15 protein-coding genes and 1 riboswitch are annotated in these 16,543 nt (G+C 38.5%); of the genes, 10 read left to right on the forward strand and 5 right to left on the reverse strand.

Annotation, left to right across the window (positions count from 1 at the left end; translation table 11 throughout):
• Position 1 precedes the first annotated feature (1 nt).
• A complete protein-coding gene (locus J2R98_RS08245; protein ID WP_307067906.1) occupies positions 2–442 on the reverse strand; it encodes an Hsp20/alpha crystallin family protein in 441 nt (146 codons plus the stop codon).
• Positions 443–532: 90 nt separating this feature from the next.
• Here J2R98_RS08245 and J2R98_RS08250 point away from each other — a divergent pair, with 90 nt between their 5' ends.
• Both J2R98_RS08250 and J2R98_RS08255 read left to right on the forward strand, forming a co-directional pair.
• Positions 533–1,099 (forward strand): DUF2179 domain-containing protein, encoded by a 567-nt coding sequence (locus tag J2R98_RS08250; protein ID WP_307067907.1) that lies wholly within the window; start codon positions 533–535, stop codon positions 1,097–1,099.
• Complete coding sequence (locus J2R98_RS08255) at positions 1,071–1,259, forward strand: NETI motif-containing protein (protein ID WP_307067909.1); 189 nt, start codon at positions 1,071–1,073, stop codon at positions 1,257–1,259. The genes J2R98_RS08250 and J2R98_RS08255 overlap by 29 nt, the downstream gene beginning before the upstream one ends.
• A gap of 337 nt (positions 1,260–1,596) precedes the next feature.
• On the opposite strand, the gene J2R98_RS08260 is transcribed toward J2R98_RS08255, so the two are convergent.
• A complete protein-coding gene (locus J2R98_RS08260; protein ID WP_307067911.1) occupies positions 1,597–1,968 on the reverse strand; it encodes a YgaP family membrane protein in 372 nt (123 codons plus the stop codon).
• Between the two features lie 81 nt (positions 1,969–2,049).
• Between J2R98_RS08260 and J2R98_RS08265 the strand changes: the two genes are divergently transcribed.
• Genes J2R98_RS08265 through J2R98_RS08275 form a run of 3 tightly spaced genes read left to right on the forward strand, consistent with a single transcriptional unit; the run spans position 2,050 to position 5,225 of the window.
• Positions 2,050–3,798 carry an adenine deaminase C-terminal domain-containing protein gene (locus tag J2R98_RS08265; RefSeq protein WP_307067913.1) on the forward strand — a complete coding sequence of 583 codons (1,749 nt, stop codon included), beginning with the start codon at positions 2,050–2,052 and terminating at the stop codon, positions 3,796–3,798.
• Positions 3,799–3,834: 36 nt separating this feature from the next.
• Positions 3,835–4,899 (forward strand): DUF3048 domain-containing protein, encoded by a 1,065-nt coding sequence (locus J2R98_RS08270; protein WP_307067915.1) that lies wholly within the window; start codon positions 3,835–3,837, stop codon positions 4,897–4,899.
• Positions 4,900–4,916: 17 nt separating this feature from the next.
• Positions 4,917–5,225 (forward strand): YerC/YecD family TrpR-related protein, encoded by a 309-nt coding sequence (locus J2R98_RS08275; protein ID WP_307067917.1) that lies wholly within the window; start codon positions 4,917–4,919, stop codon positions 5,223–5,225.
• Between the two features lie 412 nt (positions 5,226–5,637).
• Here the strand turns inward: J2R98_RS08275 and crcB are convergent, their stop codons facing one another.
• Both crcB and J2R98_RS08285 read right to left on the reverse strand, forming a co-directional pair.
• Positions 5,638–6,018 (reverse strand): fluoride efflux transporter CrcB, encoded by a 381-nt coding sequence (crcB, locus tag J2R98_RS08280; RefSeq protein ID WP_307067919.1) that lies wholly within the window; start codon positions 6,016–6,018, stop codon positions 5,638–5,640.
• Positions 6,015–6,407: a fluoride efflux transporter FluC gene (locus J2R98_RS08285; protein WP_307067921.1), complete on the reverse strand. Its 393-nt coding sequence runs from the start codon at positions 6,405–6,407 to the stop codon at positions 6,015–6,017. The genes crcB and J2R98_RS08285 overlap by 4 nt, the downstream gene beginning before the upstream one ends.
• 153 nt (positions 6,408–6,560) lie before the next feature.
• A riboswitch (M-box (ykoK) riboswitch) is annotated at positions 6,561–6,727 on the forward strand.
• Positions 6,728–6,982: 255 nt separating this feature from the next.
• Between J2R98_RS08285 and mgtE the strand changes: the two genes are divergently transcribed.
• Entirely contained in the window at positions 6,983–8,350 is a 1,368-nt protein-coding gene (mgtE, locus tag J2R98_RS08290; protein WP_307067923.1) for a magnesium transporter, read from the forward strand.
• 47 nt (positions 8,351–8,397) lie between these two features.
• Here mgtE and J2R98_RS08295 read toward each other — a convergent pair whose 3' ends face one another.
• Positions 8,398–9,780, reverse strand: coding sequence for a glycine--tRNA ligase (locus J2R98_RS08295; protein WP_307067926.1), 1,383 nt, complete (start codon positions 9,778–9,780; stop codon positions 8,398–8,400).
• 405 nt (positions 9,781–10,185) lie between these two features.
• Here J2R98_RS08295 and pcrB point away from each other — a divergent pair, with 405 nt between their 5' ends.
• Genes pcrB through J2R98_RS08315 form a run of 4 tightly spaced genes read left to right on the forward strand, consistent with a single transcriptional unit; the run spans position 10,186 to position 16,411 of the window.
• Positions 10,186–10,878, forward strand: coding sequence for a heptaprenylglyceryl phosphate synthase (gene pcrB, locus J2R98_RS08300; protein WP_307068234.1), 693 nt, complete (start codon positions 10,186–10,188; stop codon positions 10,876–10,878).
• Positions 10,879–10,893: 15 nt separating this feature from the next.
• Positions 10,894–13,128, forward strand: coding sequence for a DNA helicase PcrA (gene pcrA, locus J2R98_RS08305; protein WP_307067928.1), 2,235 nt, complete (start codon positions 10,894–10,896; stop codon positions 13,126–13,128).
• A 16-nt stretch (positions 13,129–13,144) separates the two neighbouring features.
• Positions 13,145–15,145 (forward strand): NAD-dependent DNA ligase LigA, encoded by a 2,001-nt coding sequence (gene ligA, locus J2R98_RS08310; protein ID WP_307067930.1) that lies wholly within the window; start codon positions 13,145–13,147, stop codon positions 15,143–15,145.
• Positions 15,146–15,157: 12 nt separating this feature from the next.
• Positions 15,158–16,411 (forward strand): CamS family sex pheromone protein, encoded by a 1,254-nt coding sequence (locus J2R98_RS08315; protein WP_307067933.1) that lies wholly within the window; start codon positions 15,158–15,160, stop codon positions 16,409–16,411.
• Positions 16,412–16,543: the final 132 nt, after the last annotated feature.

Below are 16,543 nucleotides of genomic sequence, written 5' to 3' on the forward strand. Positions count from 1 at the left end.
ATTACTTTTTACCTTGTTGGATGTTAATGGACCGACCATGTTCATCTTGATGGACATCTTTATATAACTTCACCCAAACAAGCCCGTGTTCATAGCGGGCACTAATCTTATCTTTCCTAACCTTGCAAGGGAGCTCAATGACACGTTCAAAGCTCCCTTGTATTAATTCTTCTTGAATCATTTCGTATCCTTTGACATTTATGTTAATCTGTCCTTTTATTAGAAGAGAATAATCTTTAACCTGACAATCAATTCGTTTAAGATGATCAATTCCGGGAATATTGAAAACGCAAAGGATTTCGTAATCTTTGCGCAGAATATTAACTGGAGGGAAGTTCGGTTTTAATGTGCTCTCAAATTCGTCCCAAAAAGAATCGCCGAAAAACCGTTCCATTTGATCTTTCCAATCGTGCATATGGTTAAATTGACTAAATGGGTTCATAACTAAACACCTTCTTTCACCTATAAATATATGCACATTCAATATCGTTAGTGTTTGTCTCATCTAGAGCAAACAGAAGGGGGTCTTGAAATGTTAGAGTCAGGTTTAATCATGTTGTTGATTATTTTTAGTGTTAACATTGTTTATGTATCGTTACTGACAGTGCGTATGATTTTCACGTTAAAAGGTCAAAAATACATAGCAGCAACAGTTGGTGTTTTTGAAATAACTGCCTATACGTTAGGTTTAGGACTCGTGTTAGATAACTTAGAAAACGTCCAAAATTTAATTGCTTACGCATTAGGTTTCGGTTTAGGTGTTATAAGTGGTATGAAAGTAGAAGAAAAGCTTGCTGTCGGTTATATTACAGTTAATGTGATTTCATCAGACCCAAGTATTCCATTTACAGAAACGCTTCGTGAAAAAGGTTATGGTGTAACAAGTTGGTATGCTTACGGTATGGAAGGTGATCGATTAGCCGTTCAAGTCTTAACACCAAGGAAATATGAGCTTATGTTGTATGAAGTGATTAAAGATATAGACCCTAAAGCATTTATTGTCGCATATGAACCGAGACAAATTCATGGCGGATTCTGGGTTAAGAAAGTGAAAGGGAGTCGATTAAAGCGTGAAGAAGAAAAAATACAGAGTGAGTGATTTCAAATCAATAGATGCCTGTTTAGATCAAATGAAAGAAGACGGTTTTACACCTATTAAAAGAATAGAAAAACCAGTCTTCCAAGAACAAGGTGAAAATGAAGATCCCGAACCAATTCAACAAGACATAGTCTTTGAAGCAGTTAAAATGACTAGCTAAAATGTCATGAAAAGGCTAAAGTGTTGTAAAAAACGAACATTTGATAAATCTATCTTAGTTAAGCATTAAATAGCGGAATCAAAATGCGTAGACTCCTGGTCGGCTAAAAGCGGTCACGTCCTGTGACCAACGCCGACATTAGACCGTCCGGGTCGTCACGGGAACAGCACGAGTCTCGAGACCCCACAGGCCCCGTTCTTTGGGCCGAGGAGGCTCTAGCCGTGCCCGCGGAAAGCGAAGCATTTTGATTTAGCGGTGATAAAAGATAAACCCGAACGAAGTCAAATTCTGATTTCGTTCGGGTTTTTATCCAATTTAGTCCCAGCTCTAGAATTATTTACGACGGGTTAATGTTTTCAGCAGCCTTCTCTATAGCTTCAGCCTTATCTGTCGTTGAGTTGTTTGAATGATCGTGCTCTGAGCTGTCATCCGTTGTCGAATCTGCATTTGAGCTTGAGTTAGAATTTGAGTTCGAACTCGTTAATAAACTGAATGGAAATTTCGTTTCGACTTGTTGCTTAACCATATCAGTTACAGGACAGTATTTTACTATTCCTTCAGCGATCTTCATAGCTGATGCTAATATGATCACCCAATAACGTTGACTCCAAGGGCGCTTCGTCACTCTAACTGCCCCGTAAGTGATAAAAAATAAACCTAAAGTAATTCTAACCATGGCGTTTATTGTACCGATGTTTTGTTTTCCCATTTTACCCTTCCCTTCAGAGATTTAATGTATTAAAATTTTACATAAGTGGATATAGTTCGTTTATAAATGGAGGCATGAGACATGAAAGAACATTTGTATAGATGGCGAAATAAACAGCTAAGAGAACATACTGCCGTAGTTGATGGAGAACTAGCACCAACACTCATATTAAAAAATGCCACTTACTTAAACGTGTACTTAAAGAAGTGGTTAGAAGGCCACATTTGGATTTATGAAGACCGTATTGTTTATGTTGGTGATCAGCTCCCAAATCACATCTCAAAACAAACAGAAGTTGTAGACTGTTCGGGTCAATATTTAGTTCCTGGATATATTGAAGCGCATGCTCATCCATTTCAGTTATATAATCCCCACTCACTAGCTGAATATGCATCGAAAAGAGGGACAACAACATTAGTCAACGACAACTTAATGTTGTTATTATTATTGAATAAAAAGAAAGCGTTTTCTTTATTGGATGATATGCAGAATTTACCGGTGTCCATGTTCTGGTGGGCACGCTTTGATTCGCAATCTGAATTACGTGATGAAGAGGGCTTTTTAGAAGATGATGATGTTCTTGAATGGTTAGATCATGAAGCGGTCATTCAAGGTGGGGAGCTAACTAATTGGCCAGAGATTTTGCGTGAAGATGAACGTGGCTTATATTGGATGCAAGAAACAAAACGTATGAGAAAAGTAGTTGAAGGACATTTTCCTGGAGCATCAGAAAAAACACTGACGAAAATGAAATTGCTTGGTACTGATGGTGACCATGAGTCCATTTCTGCTGAGGAAGTCTATAGCCGAGTGAAGCTTGGTTATTATGCTGGTTTACGTTATTCATCGATTAGACCGGACTTACCTAAGATGCTTGAAGCGTTAAAGGAATATGAAGGGGCTTTTTATAATTATTTATTTTTCACAACAGACGGTTCAACACCATCTTTTTATGAACAAGGTGTAATTGACCGCTGTATTGAAATCGCAATGGAGTCAGGAGTCCCGTTAGAAGAAGCTTATGCGATGGCTACAATAAATGCCGCTCAATATTTTTCATTGAGTGATCGATTAGGAAGCATTGCACCTGGACGTGTGGCACATATCAACTTCCTAGAAGCAAAAGATCAACCAACTCCAATAAAAGTCTTGGCAAAAGGTGAGTGGATTAACTTTGAAGGGTATGCCTTTAAAGACCGTAATCCTGATATTCAGTGGGAAAACTATGGCTTAGGGCAGTTAAATATAGACTGGAATTTAAGGACAGACGATTTACTATTCTCCTCTCCTTTAGGTATGGATATGTTAAATGATGTCATTATGAAGCCATATCCAGTTAAGTCAGAGTCACAGACACAAAAGCTTCCTACGACTCACGATATAGCTTATGTCATGTTAGTTGATCGTGATGGAGATTGGCGCATTTCTTCCTTCTTAAAAGGGTTTACGACGGAAATTGGAGGTTTAGTGAGTTCTTATTCAAATACAGGGGATATCGTTTTAGTCGGTAAAGACAAGCGTGATATGAGTATTGCCTTTGAACGCATGAAGGAGTTAGGTGGAGCGATCGTTGTTGTGAAGGATGAAGAAGTTATTTTTGAACTCCCTCTTCCGTTACAAGGAGTCATGACGGACTTACAAATGGATGAGCTCATAATCAAGGAAAAAGAGTTGAAACAATTGCTTATTGCCAATGGGTATCAATATAATGATCCCATTTACACATTGTTATTTTTATCATCGACTCACCTGCCATATATCCGCATAACACCTAAAGGACTTATGGATGTTAAGAAAAAAGAGATACTTTTTCCTTCAGTTATGCGTTAAAATGTTAGTATATATAAACAATAAAGGGTGTTGAGGATGAACAAAAGGTTGTTTGTGCTGGGCATAGCGCTTTTACTAGTGTTAGCAGCATGTAATGGGGAAGACGAAAGTTTAGAACAAGAAGAAACACCTGAAGAAAATGACATCGAAGAGCAAGAAGAGGTTGAAGAAGAAGTTGAAGATGAATATGTTGATCCTGAATTTACTTTCCCACTAACTGGTGAGGAAGCCGAACAAGAATTCGACAGGCGCACATTAGCTGTACAGGTGAATAACCACCCTGCGGCAAGGCCTCAAACAGGGTTAATTCATGCTGATATCGTTTATGAATTTTTAGCTGAGGGCAATATTACAAGGTTGTTGGCCTTATATCATAGTCACATTCCTGAGAAGGTTGGTCCTGTCAGAAGTGCTCGTTCTTATTATATAGAATCGGCGAAGAACCATGGTGCTATTTATGTATATCATGGCGCAGCCAATTTTATTGAAGAAGACTTAAGAGCTGGTTGGGTAACGAATTTAAATGGTGCTTATTATGATAATGATCAATTTTTATTTAAACGTGCAAATCATAGAAGCGCACCACACGATTCTTATGTTATGCTAGAGAATGCCTATGAAGTGGCGACGCGTAATAATATTACTGTTGAGCAAGAGCATGATTCATTGAATTTCATGTCATTACTTGATGTAGAAGAGATTGATGGCGAAACAGCTGAACAAGTCGAAATTAGCTATTCAAGCAATACTCGAGTATCTTATCAATTTGATGAAGCAGAAGATGGGTATTTACGGTATAGTGATGGAGAGCAATCTGTTGATTTAGATACAAATGAGCCTGTTGTTTTGGATAATGTGTTAATTTATGAAACAGATCACCGTGTAATCGATGATGTTGGCAGACGAGATATTGACATTGAATCAGGTGGTAATGGTTACTTGCTGCAACAAGGTACTATTAAGGAAATTGAATGGCAAACAGTTAATGATATTATGGTACCAACTATAGATGGGGAAGAAGTTGAACTTGTACCAGGTCAAACATGGATTAACATCATTCCAAGCTCACCTGGGTTATTAGAAGCAGTTACATATGAGTAATGAGGAGGTAATCGCAAATGCAAATTGATAAATTAAGAGGTAGAGAGTTAGATCAATTATTTGAAGCGATCTTACAGTTAAAAGACGTAGAAGAGTGTTATCGATTTTTTGACGATGTAGCGACTGTAAATGAAGTACAAGCATTGGCTCAACGTTTAGATGTTGCGCGCATGCTTCGTGAAGGGCATACGTATCAGAAGATTGAAGAAGAGACAAGCGCATCTACTGCAACAATCTCACGCGTCAAACGTTGTCTAAATTATGGTAACGATGCGTATGAATTAGTCCTAGACCGAGTTCATGAAGAAAAGAAGAACGGACAGTAAAAGGAAGGGCTTGAACAAAAGGTATGAAGTGTTGTAGAAACACGAACTTTTATTTTTTATGTTAGTTGAGCAATTACTTAGCGGAATCAAAATGCGGAGACTCCTGTGGGAGCAAAGGCCAGGGTGAGACCCCGCGGATGCACCTGCGTCTTCTAGCTAATCTTCGAAGAGGGCTTCCTCGGTGCAAAGCACAAGGAGGTTTCTCGAAGTAGTAGCTTGGCTCACCAGCCGCCCCGGCAAAGAAAACACTGCAACAAACGACCTTAGGGAGTTTGAGCAGATGTTGCACTTGTGCCCTGCGGGTGAAAGCGAAGCATTTTGATGGAGCGATGATAAAAGATAAACCCGAACGAAGTCAAATTATGATTTCGTTCGGGTTTTGTAATTAGTTTTGTCCTAGCCCCTTTTATTTTTATAATAATTGCACTGTAACAGCGAAGCTTAAACCAAAAAGAATAATTGAACCCAATACACTAACTAGTACATAAGTCCAAAAAAACTTAAACTGGCGTCTTTGAATAAGTTGCATTGCTTCAACACTAAATGTCGAAAACGTTGTAAATGCACCAAAAACCCCAATGCTAAATAACACGTATAATGAATTTTGCAGCGGTTCAGGTCCAGGATTATAAATCCCGATGAAAATACCTAGCCCGAATGCTCCTAATATGTTTACGATTAACATGGCTATAGGAAGACCCTCTTTATGACGTTTGCTCATGATGAAAAGACCTAGTAAGTATCTTAAGACGGCTCCAATAGCTCCTCCTATTGCAACTAAAGTGATACTCATGATGAGTCACCTGCTTTCCATTTCATTATTGAAACATATCCTAAAACAGCTAACCCAATACCGCCAATAACTGAAATAATTAAGTATAGCGAAAACAGAAGGACATCACCGTTCGTAATGAGCACAACGGCATCATTTGCAAGTGCAGACATCGTCGTAAACCCACCACAAAAGCCAACACCTAAACCAGCTTTAATCCATTCACGTGTATTTTTAATGACATAGACCGCTGTAAGCACTCCGAGTATTAAACTGCCGATTAAGTTAACAATAATCGTGTTGATCGGAAAATAAGTGTCATAAAGTGGTAAATCAACACTGAAGCGGAGAACTGCTCCAAGTGCGCCACCTATTGCAACGGCAATGACACTAATGAAATGTGTTTTCAATGTTGAACCCTCAAATCTATTCAAACAATAGCGTTAATTTACCGTAAAGATAGCACAGAACAAGAATAAAGTCTATTGAGTCATAAATTAAAAAAAGTTTAAACACCAGTTGACCAGGGAAAACATATGATGTATTCTATAAAAGGAAAATTTGATAATCCTCGTTAGGTGAGGCTCCTGTTCGGAGATACGCTACTGCCCAAAAACGTCCAAAGACGCCAATGGGTCAACAAGAACCATCGACTTAAGGTGGTTTTTAACGTAGCTGGACTTAGTCCTATGCCGTTCAGTGCTAAAGCTCAAACGATTGGAGGAGAAGGTCGGATTTATTAATCATTGACTTTTTCAATAGAGAGCTCTCTTTTCTCCATGTTTGAGGAAAGAGAGCTTTATTTTTAGCTAAAATAGGGAAAATAAAATTAATTATGGACCCTAAACCTAACGAGATGCATCAGGAGGTGATGGGGGATATGGATCCCGAATCGAGTTTTAACTTTATAGACTATTTAATTAACAAATTATATTCACCCCCTATCACTTTAATGGTTAGGGGCTAATAAAAGGAGGTCTCTACAATGATGATGCGTCGTGTGAATAAGAGTAGCTTATTCCAGCAATTAAAAGATTATTTAGAAGAAAACAAATTGGATTTATTTCAAGATTCATTACAATCACTTCATATTCAGGACCAGGTGGACTGGTTTCAAAAGTTAGATGATAAAAGTTTACGCCAAAAAGTGTATTCTGTTCTTACACCTGAGCAGTTAGCAGATATTTTTCAAGGGTTAGAAATCGACGAACAGAAGAATGTCATGGATGAAATGGATCGCAGTAAATGGATTGCCACGTTAAATGAGATGGCATCAGATGACGTTGCTGATTATTTAACCGAATTAAATGAAGAAGAAGTTAATGCTGCTTTAGGAGAAATGGATCAAGTGGCAGTTAGGCGCGTTAAAAAGGTCATGGAGTACCAGGAGGAAACAGCTGGTGCTCTAATGGCTACTGAATATATTTCGATTAAAACGACTGATACTGTACAAAGTGTCATGTCACGCCTTCGTGATGAAGCACCTGAAGCTGAAACGATTTATTACATTTATGTCGTCGATACAGAAGGCTCTTTAGTAGGTGTTGTCTCGTTAAGAGATTTAATTACGAATGAACCAAATATTAAAATTGAAGATGTGATGAGCACTCGCGTCGTTTCAGTTAAGGTTAATCAAGACCAAGAAGAAGTTGCACGATTAATTCAGAAGTATGACTTTTTAGCAGTTCCAGTTATTACAGATGATAACAAATTAGTTGGTATTATTACGGTCGATGATATTATTGATGTTATTGAAGAAGAGGCGACAGAAGACTTTGGAGAAATTTCAGCGGTAAGAGGTGCTACAGGTACTGACGTTACTGCATGGGATGCAGCCAAGAAGCGTGCACCATGGATTATTATGTTAATGTTTTTAGGTCTAATTACAGCTGAAGTAATTGGACAGTTCGAGGAAACGTTAGAAGCTATTGTTATTTTAGCTGCATTTATTCCATTAATTATGGACTCAGCTGGTAATACAGGTACACAGTCACTTGCCGTTATGGTTCGTAACTTAGCAATTGGTACGTTTGATAAACGTAATGTGTGGCGTGTGTTGAGACGTGAATTTTTCACAGGAGTTATGATTGGTTTAGGTAGTGCGGTTACATTAGCGATCTTAATTATCATTTTTTATGATCAAAATTTAGCACTAGCTGGTGTTGTTGGCTCATCTATTCTAATCACGCTTAGTATTTCGACATTAACTGGTTCTGTTATTCCGTTATTAATCGACAAGTTAAAGATTGACCCTGCTGTTGCATCAGGTCCATTTATTACAACGTTAAACGATATTATGGGCTTACTCATTTACTTCACGATTGCGACATCAATGATTCATTATTTAATGTAATATATAAAGAAGTTCCCTAGTCTCAATAGAGGCTAGGGAACTTTTGTTTAATAACTCACTTTTTCTTGTAAGAAAGTTTTTAGTTCTGAAATTGGCATGCGTGATTGTTCCATCGTGTCGCGGTTACGAACAGTCACTTGTTCATCTTCTTTTGAATCGAAGTCATACGTAATGCAATAAGGTGTTCCGATTTCGTCATGGCGGCGATAACGTTTACCAATGGAGCCGCTCTCATCGTAATCAACCATAAAGTCCTTCGCCAAGTCTTGAAACACTTCTTGAGCTTCTTCAGATAGCTTCTTGGATAATGGGAAGATTGCTGCTTTATATGGCGCTACTGCTGGGTGAAAATGCATGACAGTACGCGTAGAGCCATCTTCTAGCTCTTCTTCTTCATAAGCATTGGTTAAAAATGATAACGCTAAGCGGTCAGCACCTAATGATGGCTCAATCACATACGGAATGTAACGCTCATTTGTTTGTTGATCGATATACTCCATATCTTCACCTGAATGTTCAGCGTGTTGTTTTAAGTCGTAATCAGTACGAGATGCAATGCCCCATAGCTCGCCCCAACCAAATGGGAATTGGTACTCTAAGTCAGTTGTCGCATTACTGTAGTGTGATAACTCATCTTCATCGTGTTCACGACGACGGACTTTATCTTCATCAAGTCCTAAGTTAGTTAACCAGTTATGACAGAAGTCTAACCAGTAAGTAAACCATTCTTTCTCTTCACCAGGTTTACAGAAAAACTCCATCTCCATTTGCTCGAATTCACGTGTACGGAAAATGAAGTTACCAGGTGTAATTTCATTTCTGAAGCTTTTACCAATTTGTGCAATACCGAATGGAAGCTTTTTACGCATCGTACGTTGAACATTTTTAAAATTGACGAAAATCCCTTGTGCTGTTTCAGGACGCATGTAAATCTCATCAGAAGAATCTTCTGTTACACCTTGATACGTCTTAAACATTAAGTTAAATTGACGAATTTCAGTGAAATTAGCTGAACCACATGTAGGGCACGTAATGCCTTCTTCGTTAATAATCTTTTCTAATTCTTCAAAAGGCAAGCCGTCAACGACGCGTTCTTCACCTTTTGCTTCGAAATGGTCCTCGATAATGTGGTCCGCACGATGGCGCGATTTACAATCTTTACAATCGATCATCGGGTCGTTAAAGTTACCTAAGTGTCCACTTGCTTCCCACGTTTTAGGATTCATTAGAATCGCTGCGTCTAAACCGACGTTATAAGGTGATTCTTGGACGAATTTTTTCCACCAAGCATCTTTTAAATTTTTCTTTAATTCAACACCTAATGGGCCGTAATCCCAAGTGTTGGCTAGGCCGCCGTAGATTTCAGACCCTTGGAAAATAAACCCTCTGTGTTTACAATGGTTAACAATATGTTCCATCTCTTGTGCCATGTTAGTACCTCCTATTGACATTTTATATAAACAAAAAACTCCCGCCTCTGAGCTAATTGTTTAGCTCAGGGACGAGAGTGTTATTCCCGCGGTTCCACCCTGATTGAAGTGCTAAATGCACGACCACTTTCAATCAATCTACTCCAGACTGCCGTTTCACTGATACCTTACTTCAGGCTCACACCATCCCTGAATCGCTTGAGTAAGTAGAGGGCATAGCTACTATTAATCCTTCACAGTAAATAAACCATTATGATTTTGTCTAACTTATATTAGCATACCCAAAAACGTTTCTCAACTTTCACTATGAGTTTTACGAGATTTAATACGATGTTCAATGAAAGTTAGGGTTGATTTTTGATATAATAGGTAAGGTTAGGAACAAACGATGGAGGAATCAACGTGATTGAAGAATATCAAAAGTGGCGACATATATTTAAGCTTGATCCTAATAAATCGATTGATGACGAAGCTTTAGAGTCATTATGTGAATCGGATACTGATGCAGTGATGATCGGTGGGACAGATGGTGTTACATTAGATGATGTCCTTAACTTATTAGCACGTGTGCGACGTTATTCTGTTCCGTGTGTATTAGAAGTATCCAATATTCCTTCCGTTACTCCAGGCTTTGATTTTTATTTCATCCCGACAGTATTAAATACTCAAGATAAGAAGTGGATGATTGATTTACATCATGAGGCGATTAAAGAATTTGGGGAATTAATTGAATGGGAAGAGCTATTGATGGAAGGGTATGTCATGTTAAACCCTGAGTCAAAAGCCTATCAATATACGAATTCAAAAGAAGTGACAACAGAAGATGTTGTCGCTTATGCACAGTTAATCGAACATTTGATGCATTTACCTTTTATGTATTTAGAATATAGTGGTACATATGGTGATCCTGAATTAGTCAAACAAGTAAGTGATGAGTTAAATAACACGACATTAATTTACGGTGGCGGGATCAGATCGAAAGAACAAGCAAGTGAAATGGCAGTTTATGCTGACGTTGTCGTTGTAGGCGATGTCATATATGAAGATCTAAAAGCGGCATTAAGAACCGTTCACGCTGTCAAAAAGGTAGAAAAGTAAAAAGGTGGTATAGTCATGGGCATGACGATGAAAGAAATATTAAATTCAATGAATACCGAACAGAAAGAAGCAGTGAAGCATACAGAAGGCCCCTTGCTTGTTATGGCTGGTGCTGGTAGTGGTAAGACGCGTGTTTTAACACATCGAATTGCATACCTTTTAGCTGAAAAAGGGGTACAACCCTATAATGTTTTAGCCATTACATTTACGAATAAAGCAGCTCGAGAAATGAAAGAACGTGTTGAGAAACTGGTTGGAGATGAAGCGAAAGACATTATTATGTCAACGTTCCACTCACTTTGTGTACGTATTTTACGCCGTGATGGCGACCGAATTGGTATTAATCGTAACTTTGCAATCTATGATGCGACAGATCAAAAGACGGCGATTAAAGAAGCGTTAAGAATCCAAGATTTAGACCCTAAACAATTTGATCCTCGTTCTATTCAATTTGCGATTAGCCAAGCGAAAAATCAGCTCATCACACCTAAAGTGATGAAGCAACAGGCGAATAATTATCATGAGGAGAAGATTGCTTCAATTTATGATACTTATGAAACACTTTTAAGAAAAAATGGTGCTTTAGATTTTGATAGTTTAATTATGGAGACGTTTTTCCTATTTGACCGTGTACCTGAAGTGTTGCGTTTTTATCAAAATCGATTTCAATACATTCACGTTGATGAGTACCAAGATACGAACAAGGCACAGTATAAACTCGTGCAAAAGTTAGCTGAACGTTTTAACAACTTATGTGTTGTTGGTGACTCAGACCAGTCAATCTATAAATGGCGTGGTGCAGACATTTATAACATTTTATCATTCGAAAATGATTATCCCGATGCCAAAACGATCCTTTTAGAACAAAACTATCGTTCAACAAAAACGATTCTCCAAGCGGCAAATGATGTCATTGAAAATAATATTTCACGTAAACCGAAAGAACTTTGGACAGACAATGAAGATGGCAGCACGATCCGCCTATTTGAAGCGCGTGATGAACGTCAAGAAGCGCGTTATGTCATAGATCAAATTCAAGAGGTTGTTAGTGAAGGCGAGTTTAATTACGAAGATATCGCCATTCTTTACCGTACGAATGCTCAGTCTCGTGCGATGGAGGACGTTTTCGTAAAATCTAGTGTTCCATATCAAATTATTGGCGGGACTAAGTTCTATGATCGTAAAGAAATTAAAGACTTGTTAGCCTATTTAAGACTTATTGCAAATCCTAATGATGACATTAGTTTTATGCGAGTGGTTAATGTTCCGAAGCGTGGAATTGGTAAGACGTCAATTGAGAAGTTGCAATTACATGCTGAAATGCATGATTTATCACTATTTGAGGCGGTTCAAGATATTGCACTAATCGGAGTTAGCAAAAAAGCGGCCCAGCAATTACAGACTTTTAGGCACATGATTGAAAACTTTCAAAAACAGCAAGAGTTTTTTAGTGTGACAGACTTAGTTGATGAAGTGTTAGAGAAATCTGGTTATGAAGAGATGTTAAGACAAGACAAGTCATTAGAATCGCAAGGTCGTCAGGAAAACTTAGAAGAGTTCAAAACCGTAACGAAGCAGTTTGAAGAAGCGAGTGAAGACACGAGCTTAATTGCCTTTTTAACTGACTTAGCGTTAGTGTCCGACTTAGATGACACAGATGATGAATCGACAGATAAAGTGACGCTTATGACGTTACACGCAGCAAAAGGATTAGAGTTTCCTGTCGTCTTTTTAATCGGATTAGAAGAGAATATGTTCCCACATAGTCGTTCACTTTTTGACGAAGAAGAAATGGAAGAAGAACGTCGCTTGGCGTATGTAGGTATTACACGTGCTGAAAGACAGCTATATTTAACATACGCTTCAATGCGCACGATCTTTGGTCGCACGCAATTTCATGAGAAGAGTCGTTTTATCGATGAAGTACCAAGTGATCTATTACAACGAGAAGGTGACTTTTCACAAGGGATGTCATCGCATGAGTCATTTGAAGAGGCGATTAGTCAATTGGAGTCGGCTTCACAGACGCCAACGGCTCAACCTAAGCGTAAAGCGACTACGATTAAGCAAAAGCCTTCATCACCACAACTTTTCCAAATCGGTGACAAAGTGAAGCATAAAAAGTGGGGCGAAGGAACGATTGTAAAAGTTGAAGGTAGCGGTGATGACATGGAAGTCGATATTGCGTTTCCATCACCTGTAGGCATTAAGCGTCTGTTAGCACAATTTGCCCCTGTTGAAAAAATATAAGAGGAGTGGCGTTTCTATGAATCGTGAGGAAGCAAGACAATCAATAGAAGCCTTAAAAGAAGAAATAAACCAATACAACTATGAGTATCACGTTTTAGATGAGCCGACTGTCTCTGATGCTTACTATGACCAACAATTACACAAACTTATAAAACTAGAAGAAGAATATCCAGAATTTCTATCAAGCGATTCCCCAAGTCAACGTGTTGGTGGCGAGCCACTTGATCAGTTTCATAAAATTGATCACCGCGTCCCAATGTTAAGCTTGGGTAATGCCTTTAATGAACAAGACTTAAGGGATTTTGACAGACGGATTAAAGAACGTGTTGGGAATAATGTTCGTTACGTTTGTGAGTTGAAAATTGACGGACTAGCTGTCTCTCTTCGTTATGAAAACGGCCAATTCGTTCAAGGCGCAACACGTGGAGACGGTAAAACAGGTGAAGATATTACACAGAACTTAAGGACAATTAAAAGTATTCCTTTGAGAATTCGTGAAGAAGAAACGATTGAAGTGCGTGGCGAAGCATTTATGCCTCAGAAATCGTTTCTTAATATGAATGAACAGCGTCAACAGGCAGGGGAAGAACCGTTTGCGAACCCACGTAACGCGGCAGCAGGCTCATTACGTCAGTTAGACCCGAAAATTGCAGCCAAACGTAATTTGGATATTTTCTTATATAGTGTTGGGGAATGGGAAGGCGCGACAACTTCTTCTCATAGTGAACAATTACAATATATGAAAAAGCTAGGATTTAAAACGAACCAAGAGACGAAAGTGTTTGATACGATCGAAGACGTTATTCAATATACAGAAGACTGGACCATTAAACGAAGTGAATTAGATTATGAGATCGATGGGATCGTTATTAAAGTCGATTCAATCGATTTACAACAAGAACTAGGATTCACAGCCAAAAGTCCACGTTGGGCGATTGCGTATAAGTTCCCAGCTGAAGAGGCTGTAACGAAGCTATATGACATTGAATTAAGTATAGGGCGTACTGGTGCGGTTACACCGACTGCTATTTTGGAGCCCGTTCAAGTGGCTGGTACAACAGTTCAACGCGCCTCTTTACACAATGAAGACTTAATTATTGATAAAGATATTCGCATTAATGATACAGTGATCATTAAGAAAGCGGGTGACATTATTCCTGAAGTCGTTCGTGTCGTAACAGATGAACGTAAAGGGGATGAGCAACCGTTTAGAATGCCAAAGACTTGTCCTGAATGTAATGAGCCTATTGAAAAAGTTGACGGTGAAGTGGCGTATCGTTGCGTCAACCCAAACTGCCCAGCCCAATTAAAAGAAGCGTTAATTCATTTTGTTTCACGTAATGCGATGAACATTGATGGGCTAGGTGAGAAAGTCATTGAGCAGTTGTTTGATCATGAGTTAATTAAAACAATCGCTGATCTTTATAAGCTTACACCAGATGATTTGCTTCCGCTTGAAAGAATGGGACAAAAATCAGTCGACAACTTATTAAGTGCGATTGAAACATCGAAAGAAAACTCATTAGAACGGTTGTTATTCGGTTTAGGTATTCGTTTTGTTGGCAGTAAAGCAGCTGACACGTTAGCTTCTCACTTTAAGACGATGGATCAATTAATGAAAGCTTCCAAAGAAGAAGTCGAGGCTGTACCTGAAATTGGTGACAAAATGGCTCAATCGATTGTTGCTTACTTCCAGCAAGAACAAGTTGAACGATTAATTGAAGAACTGAAACAATTAGGCTTGAATATGGAATATTTAGGTGAAGTTGTAGAAGTCGATGAAGGATCTATTTTTTATGATAAAACGATCGTTTTAACAGGGAAGTTTAATGATATGTCGCGTAATGAAGCAAAGGCGAAAATTGAAACACTCGGTGGAAAAGTGACAGGTAGTGTTAGTCAAAAGACTGACTTACTAATAGCTGGTGAAGATGCTGGTTCTAAGCTAGATAAAGCTAAGGACTTGAATGTAGAAATATGGGATGAAGCTCAAATGATCCAATCGTTTGAGTCTTAGGGAGTGGAAATGATGAAAAAACTGCTAGGCTTATCTGTATTTTTCTTGATTACGTTAACAGCATGTGCGCCAACGTTTGATACAGATGATGAAATTGTACAAGAGACAGATGAAGAACAACAGCCAGAAGAAGAGCAACGTTTTATCGTGTCTCCAGACAGTTTGGATACAAATGAATACCGTATGATTTTACCATATCAAATGGGTGCTGCACGAGGTACTATTACAAACCAAGTGGCCAATCGCTATGATATTGATGAATTTGAACAAGGCCTAACGCGACTGACAAAAGAAGTCTTTGACCCAGAAGAGTATTTATTCCAAGAAGGGCAACACCTTGAACGAAGTGACGTCTTTCGCATAATTGATGGTTTAAACCCACCTCGTCCAGAAGACTTAGAAGAAGAACTCGAGGATGTGCTTGAAGAACAAGAGGATGCGACTGGTGAAGATCTAGACGAATTAGAAGATATGGAGGATCAGATTACAGAAGAATTAGAAGATTACCAAGAAGAAAATCCACGTGTATTCTCTCATATTCTTGAACAAAACTTTTTAGTACGTGAAGGAGAAGATCGTGTCGAATTAGGTGGCGTTGCAATCGGAATTGCTCTAAAGTCAGAGTATGCATTCAGTGTCAACTACGGTCCGACATATGGGGTTCCAATTGATATGGATGAAATGCTTAGTGTCGGTGAAGAAGTTGCAGCCGATATATTAGTTCATATCGATCAATTAGGCTTAGAAGAGTTTGATGATATTCCAATATTAATTGCTCTTTACCGAGAGAATGATCGTAATGCTATCGTTCCTGGCAATTTTGTGCAACAAACGGTTGTTAATCTAAACAATTTAACGATTGATGAAGAAGAAGGACTAAACCCTGGTGTATTAGAATGGGAAGGGTTGAATGAAAATAACGTACTGTTCCCATCTAGTGAAGGTGAAGAAGATTATTATGATGACTCAGAAATGTTGGCTGACTTTAGACGTGGTGTAGCCGATTTCTTTCCTAATTACACTGGCGTAGTAGGAAGAGGTTTCTATAAAGATGATGAGCTACGTACTTTAAATGTAGAGATCCCAATTGAGTTTAACGGAAAACATGAAATTGTAGGTTTTACACAACATATTAGTTCATTAATGGTCGAGCATTTACCTCCATTTTTTGATGTTGAAGTAAAAGTTGAGTCTCCTTCACAAGTAGAAGCGGTTCTATTTAGACGAGCTGGAGAAGAAGAAGTGACTCATCATATTTTTCAATAAAAGGTTTTAAACGTGCTGTATGAAAAGATGTACAGTACGTTTTTGTTGGATAAAACAGGATTTATATTTGATTAGGTTCGCATGTTCGTTTAAAATGTATTATGGAAGCGCTATAACTAGCGTAAAATCGTA

Origin of the sequence: Alkalibacillus filiformis, from assembly GCF_030814115.1 — a bacterium.
Taxonomy (GTDB): Bacteria; Bacillota; Bacilli; order Bacillales; family Alkalibacillaceae; genus Alkalibacillus; species Alkalibacillus filiformis.

Excerpts from the sequence above, each read along its gene's own strand:
- J2R98_RS08245 (WP_307067906.1), bottom strand. The coding sequence starts at position 442 with ATGAACCCATTTAGTCAATTTAACCATATGCACGATTGGAAAGATCAA.
- J2R98_RS08250 (WP_307067907.1), top strand. The coding sequence starts at position 533 with ATGTTAGAGTCAGGTTTAATCATGTTGTTGATTATTTTTAGTGTTAAC.
- J2R98_RS08260 (WP_307067911.1), bottom strand. The coding sequence starts at position 1,968 with ATGGGAAAACAAAACATCGGTACAATAAACGCCATGGTTAGAATTACT.
- J2R98_RS08265 (WP_307067913.1), top strand. The coding sequence starts at position 2,050 with ATGAAAGAACATTTGTATAGATGGCGAAATAAACAGCTAAGAGAACAT.
- J2R98_RS08270 (WP_307067915.1), top strand. The coding sequence starts at position 3,835 with ATGAACAAAAGGTTGTTTGTGCTGGGCATAGCGCTTTTACTAGTGTTA.
- J2R98_RS08275 (WP_307067917.1), top strand. The coding sequence starts at position 4,917 with ATGCAAATTGATAAATTAAGAGGTAGAGAGTTAGATCAATTATTTGAA.
- crcB (WP_307067919.1), bottom strand. The coding sequence starts at position 6,018 with ATGAGTATCACTTTAGTTGCAATAGGAGGAGCTATTGGAGCCGTCTTA.
- mgtE (WP_307067923.1), top strand. The coding sequence starts at position 6,983 with ATGATGATGCGTCGTGTGAATAAGAGTAGCTTATTCCAGCAATTAAAA.
- J2R98_RS08295 (WP_307067926.1), bottom strand. The coding sequence starts at position 9,780 with ATGGCACAAGAGATGGAACATATTGTTAACCATTGTAAACACAGAGGG.
- pcrA (WP_307067928.1), top strand. The coding sequence starts at position 10,894 with ATGGGCATGACGATGAAAGAAATATTAAATTCAATGAATACCGAACAG.
- ligA (WP_307067930.1), top strand. The coding sequence starts at position 13,145 with ATGAATCGTGAGGAAGCAAGACAATCAATAGAAGCCTTAAAAGAAGAA.
- J2R98_RS08315 (WP_307067933.1), top strand. The coding sequence starts at position 15,158 with ATGAAAAAACTGCTAGGCTTATCTGTATTTTTCTTGATTACGTTAACA.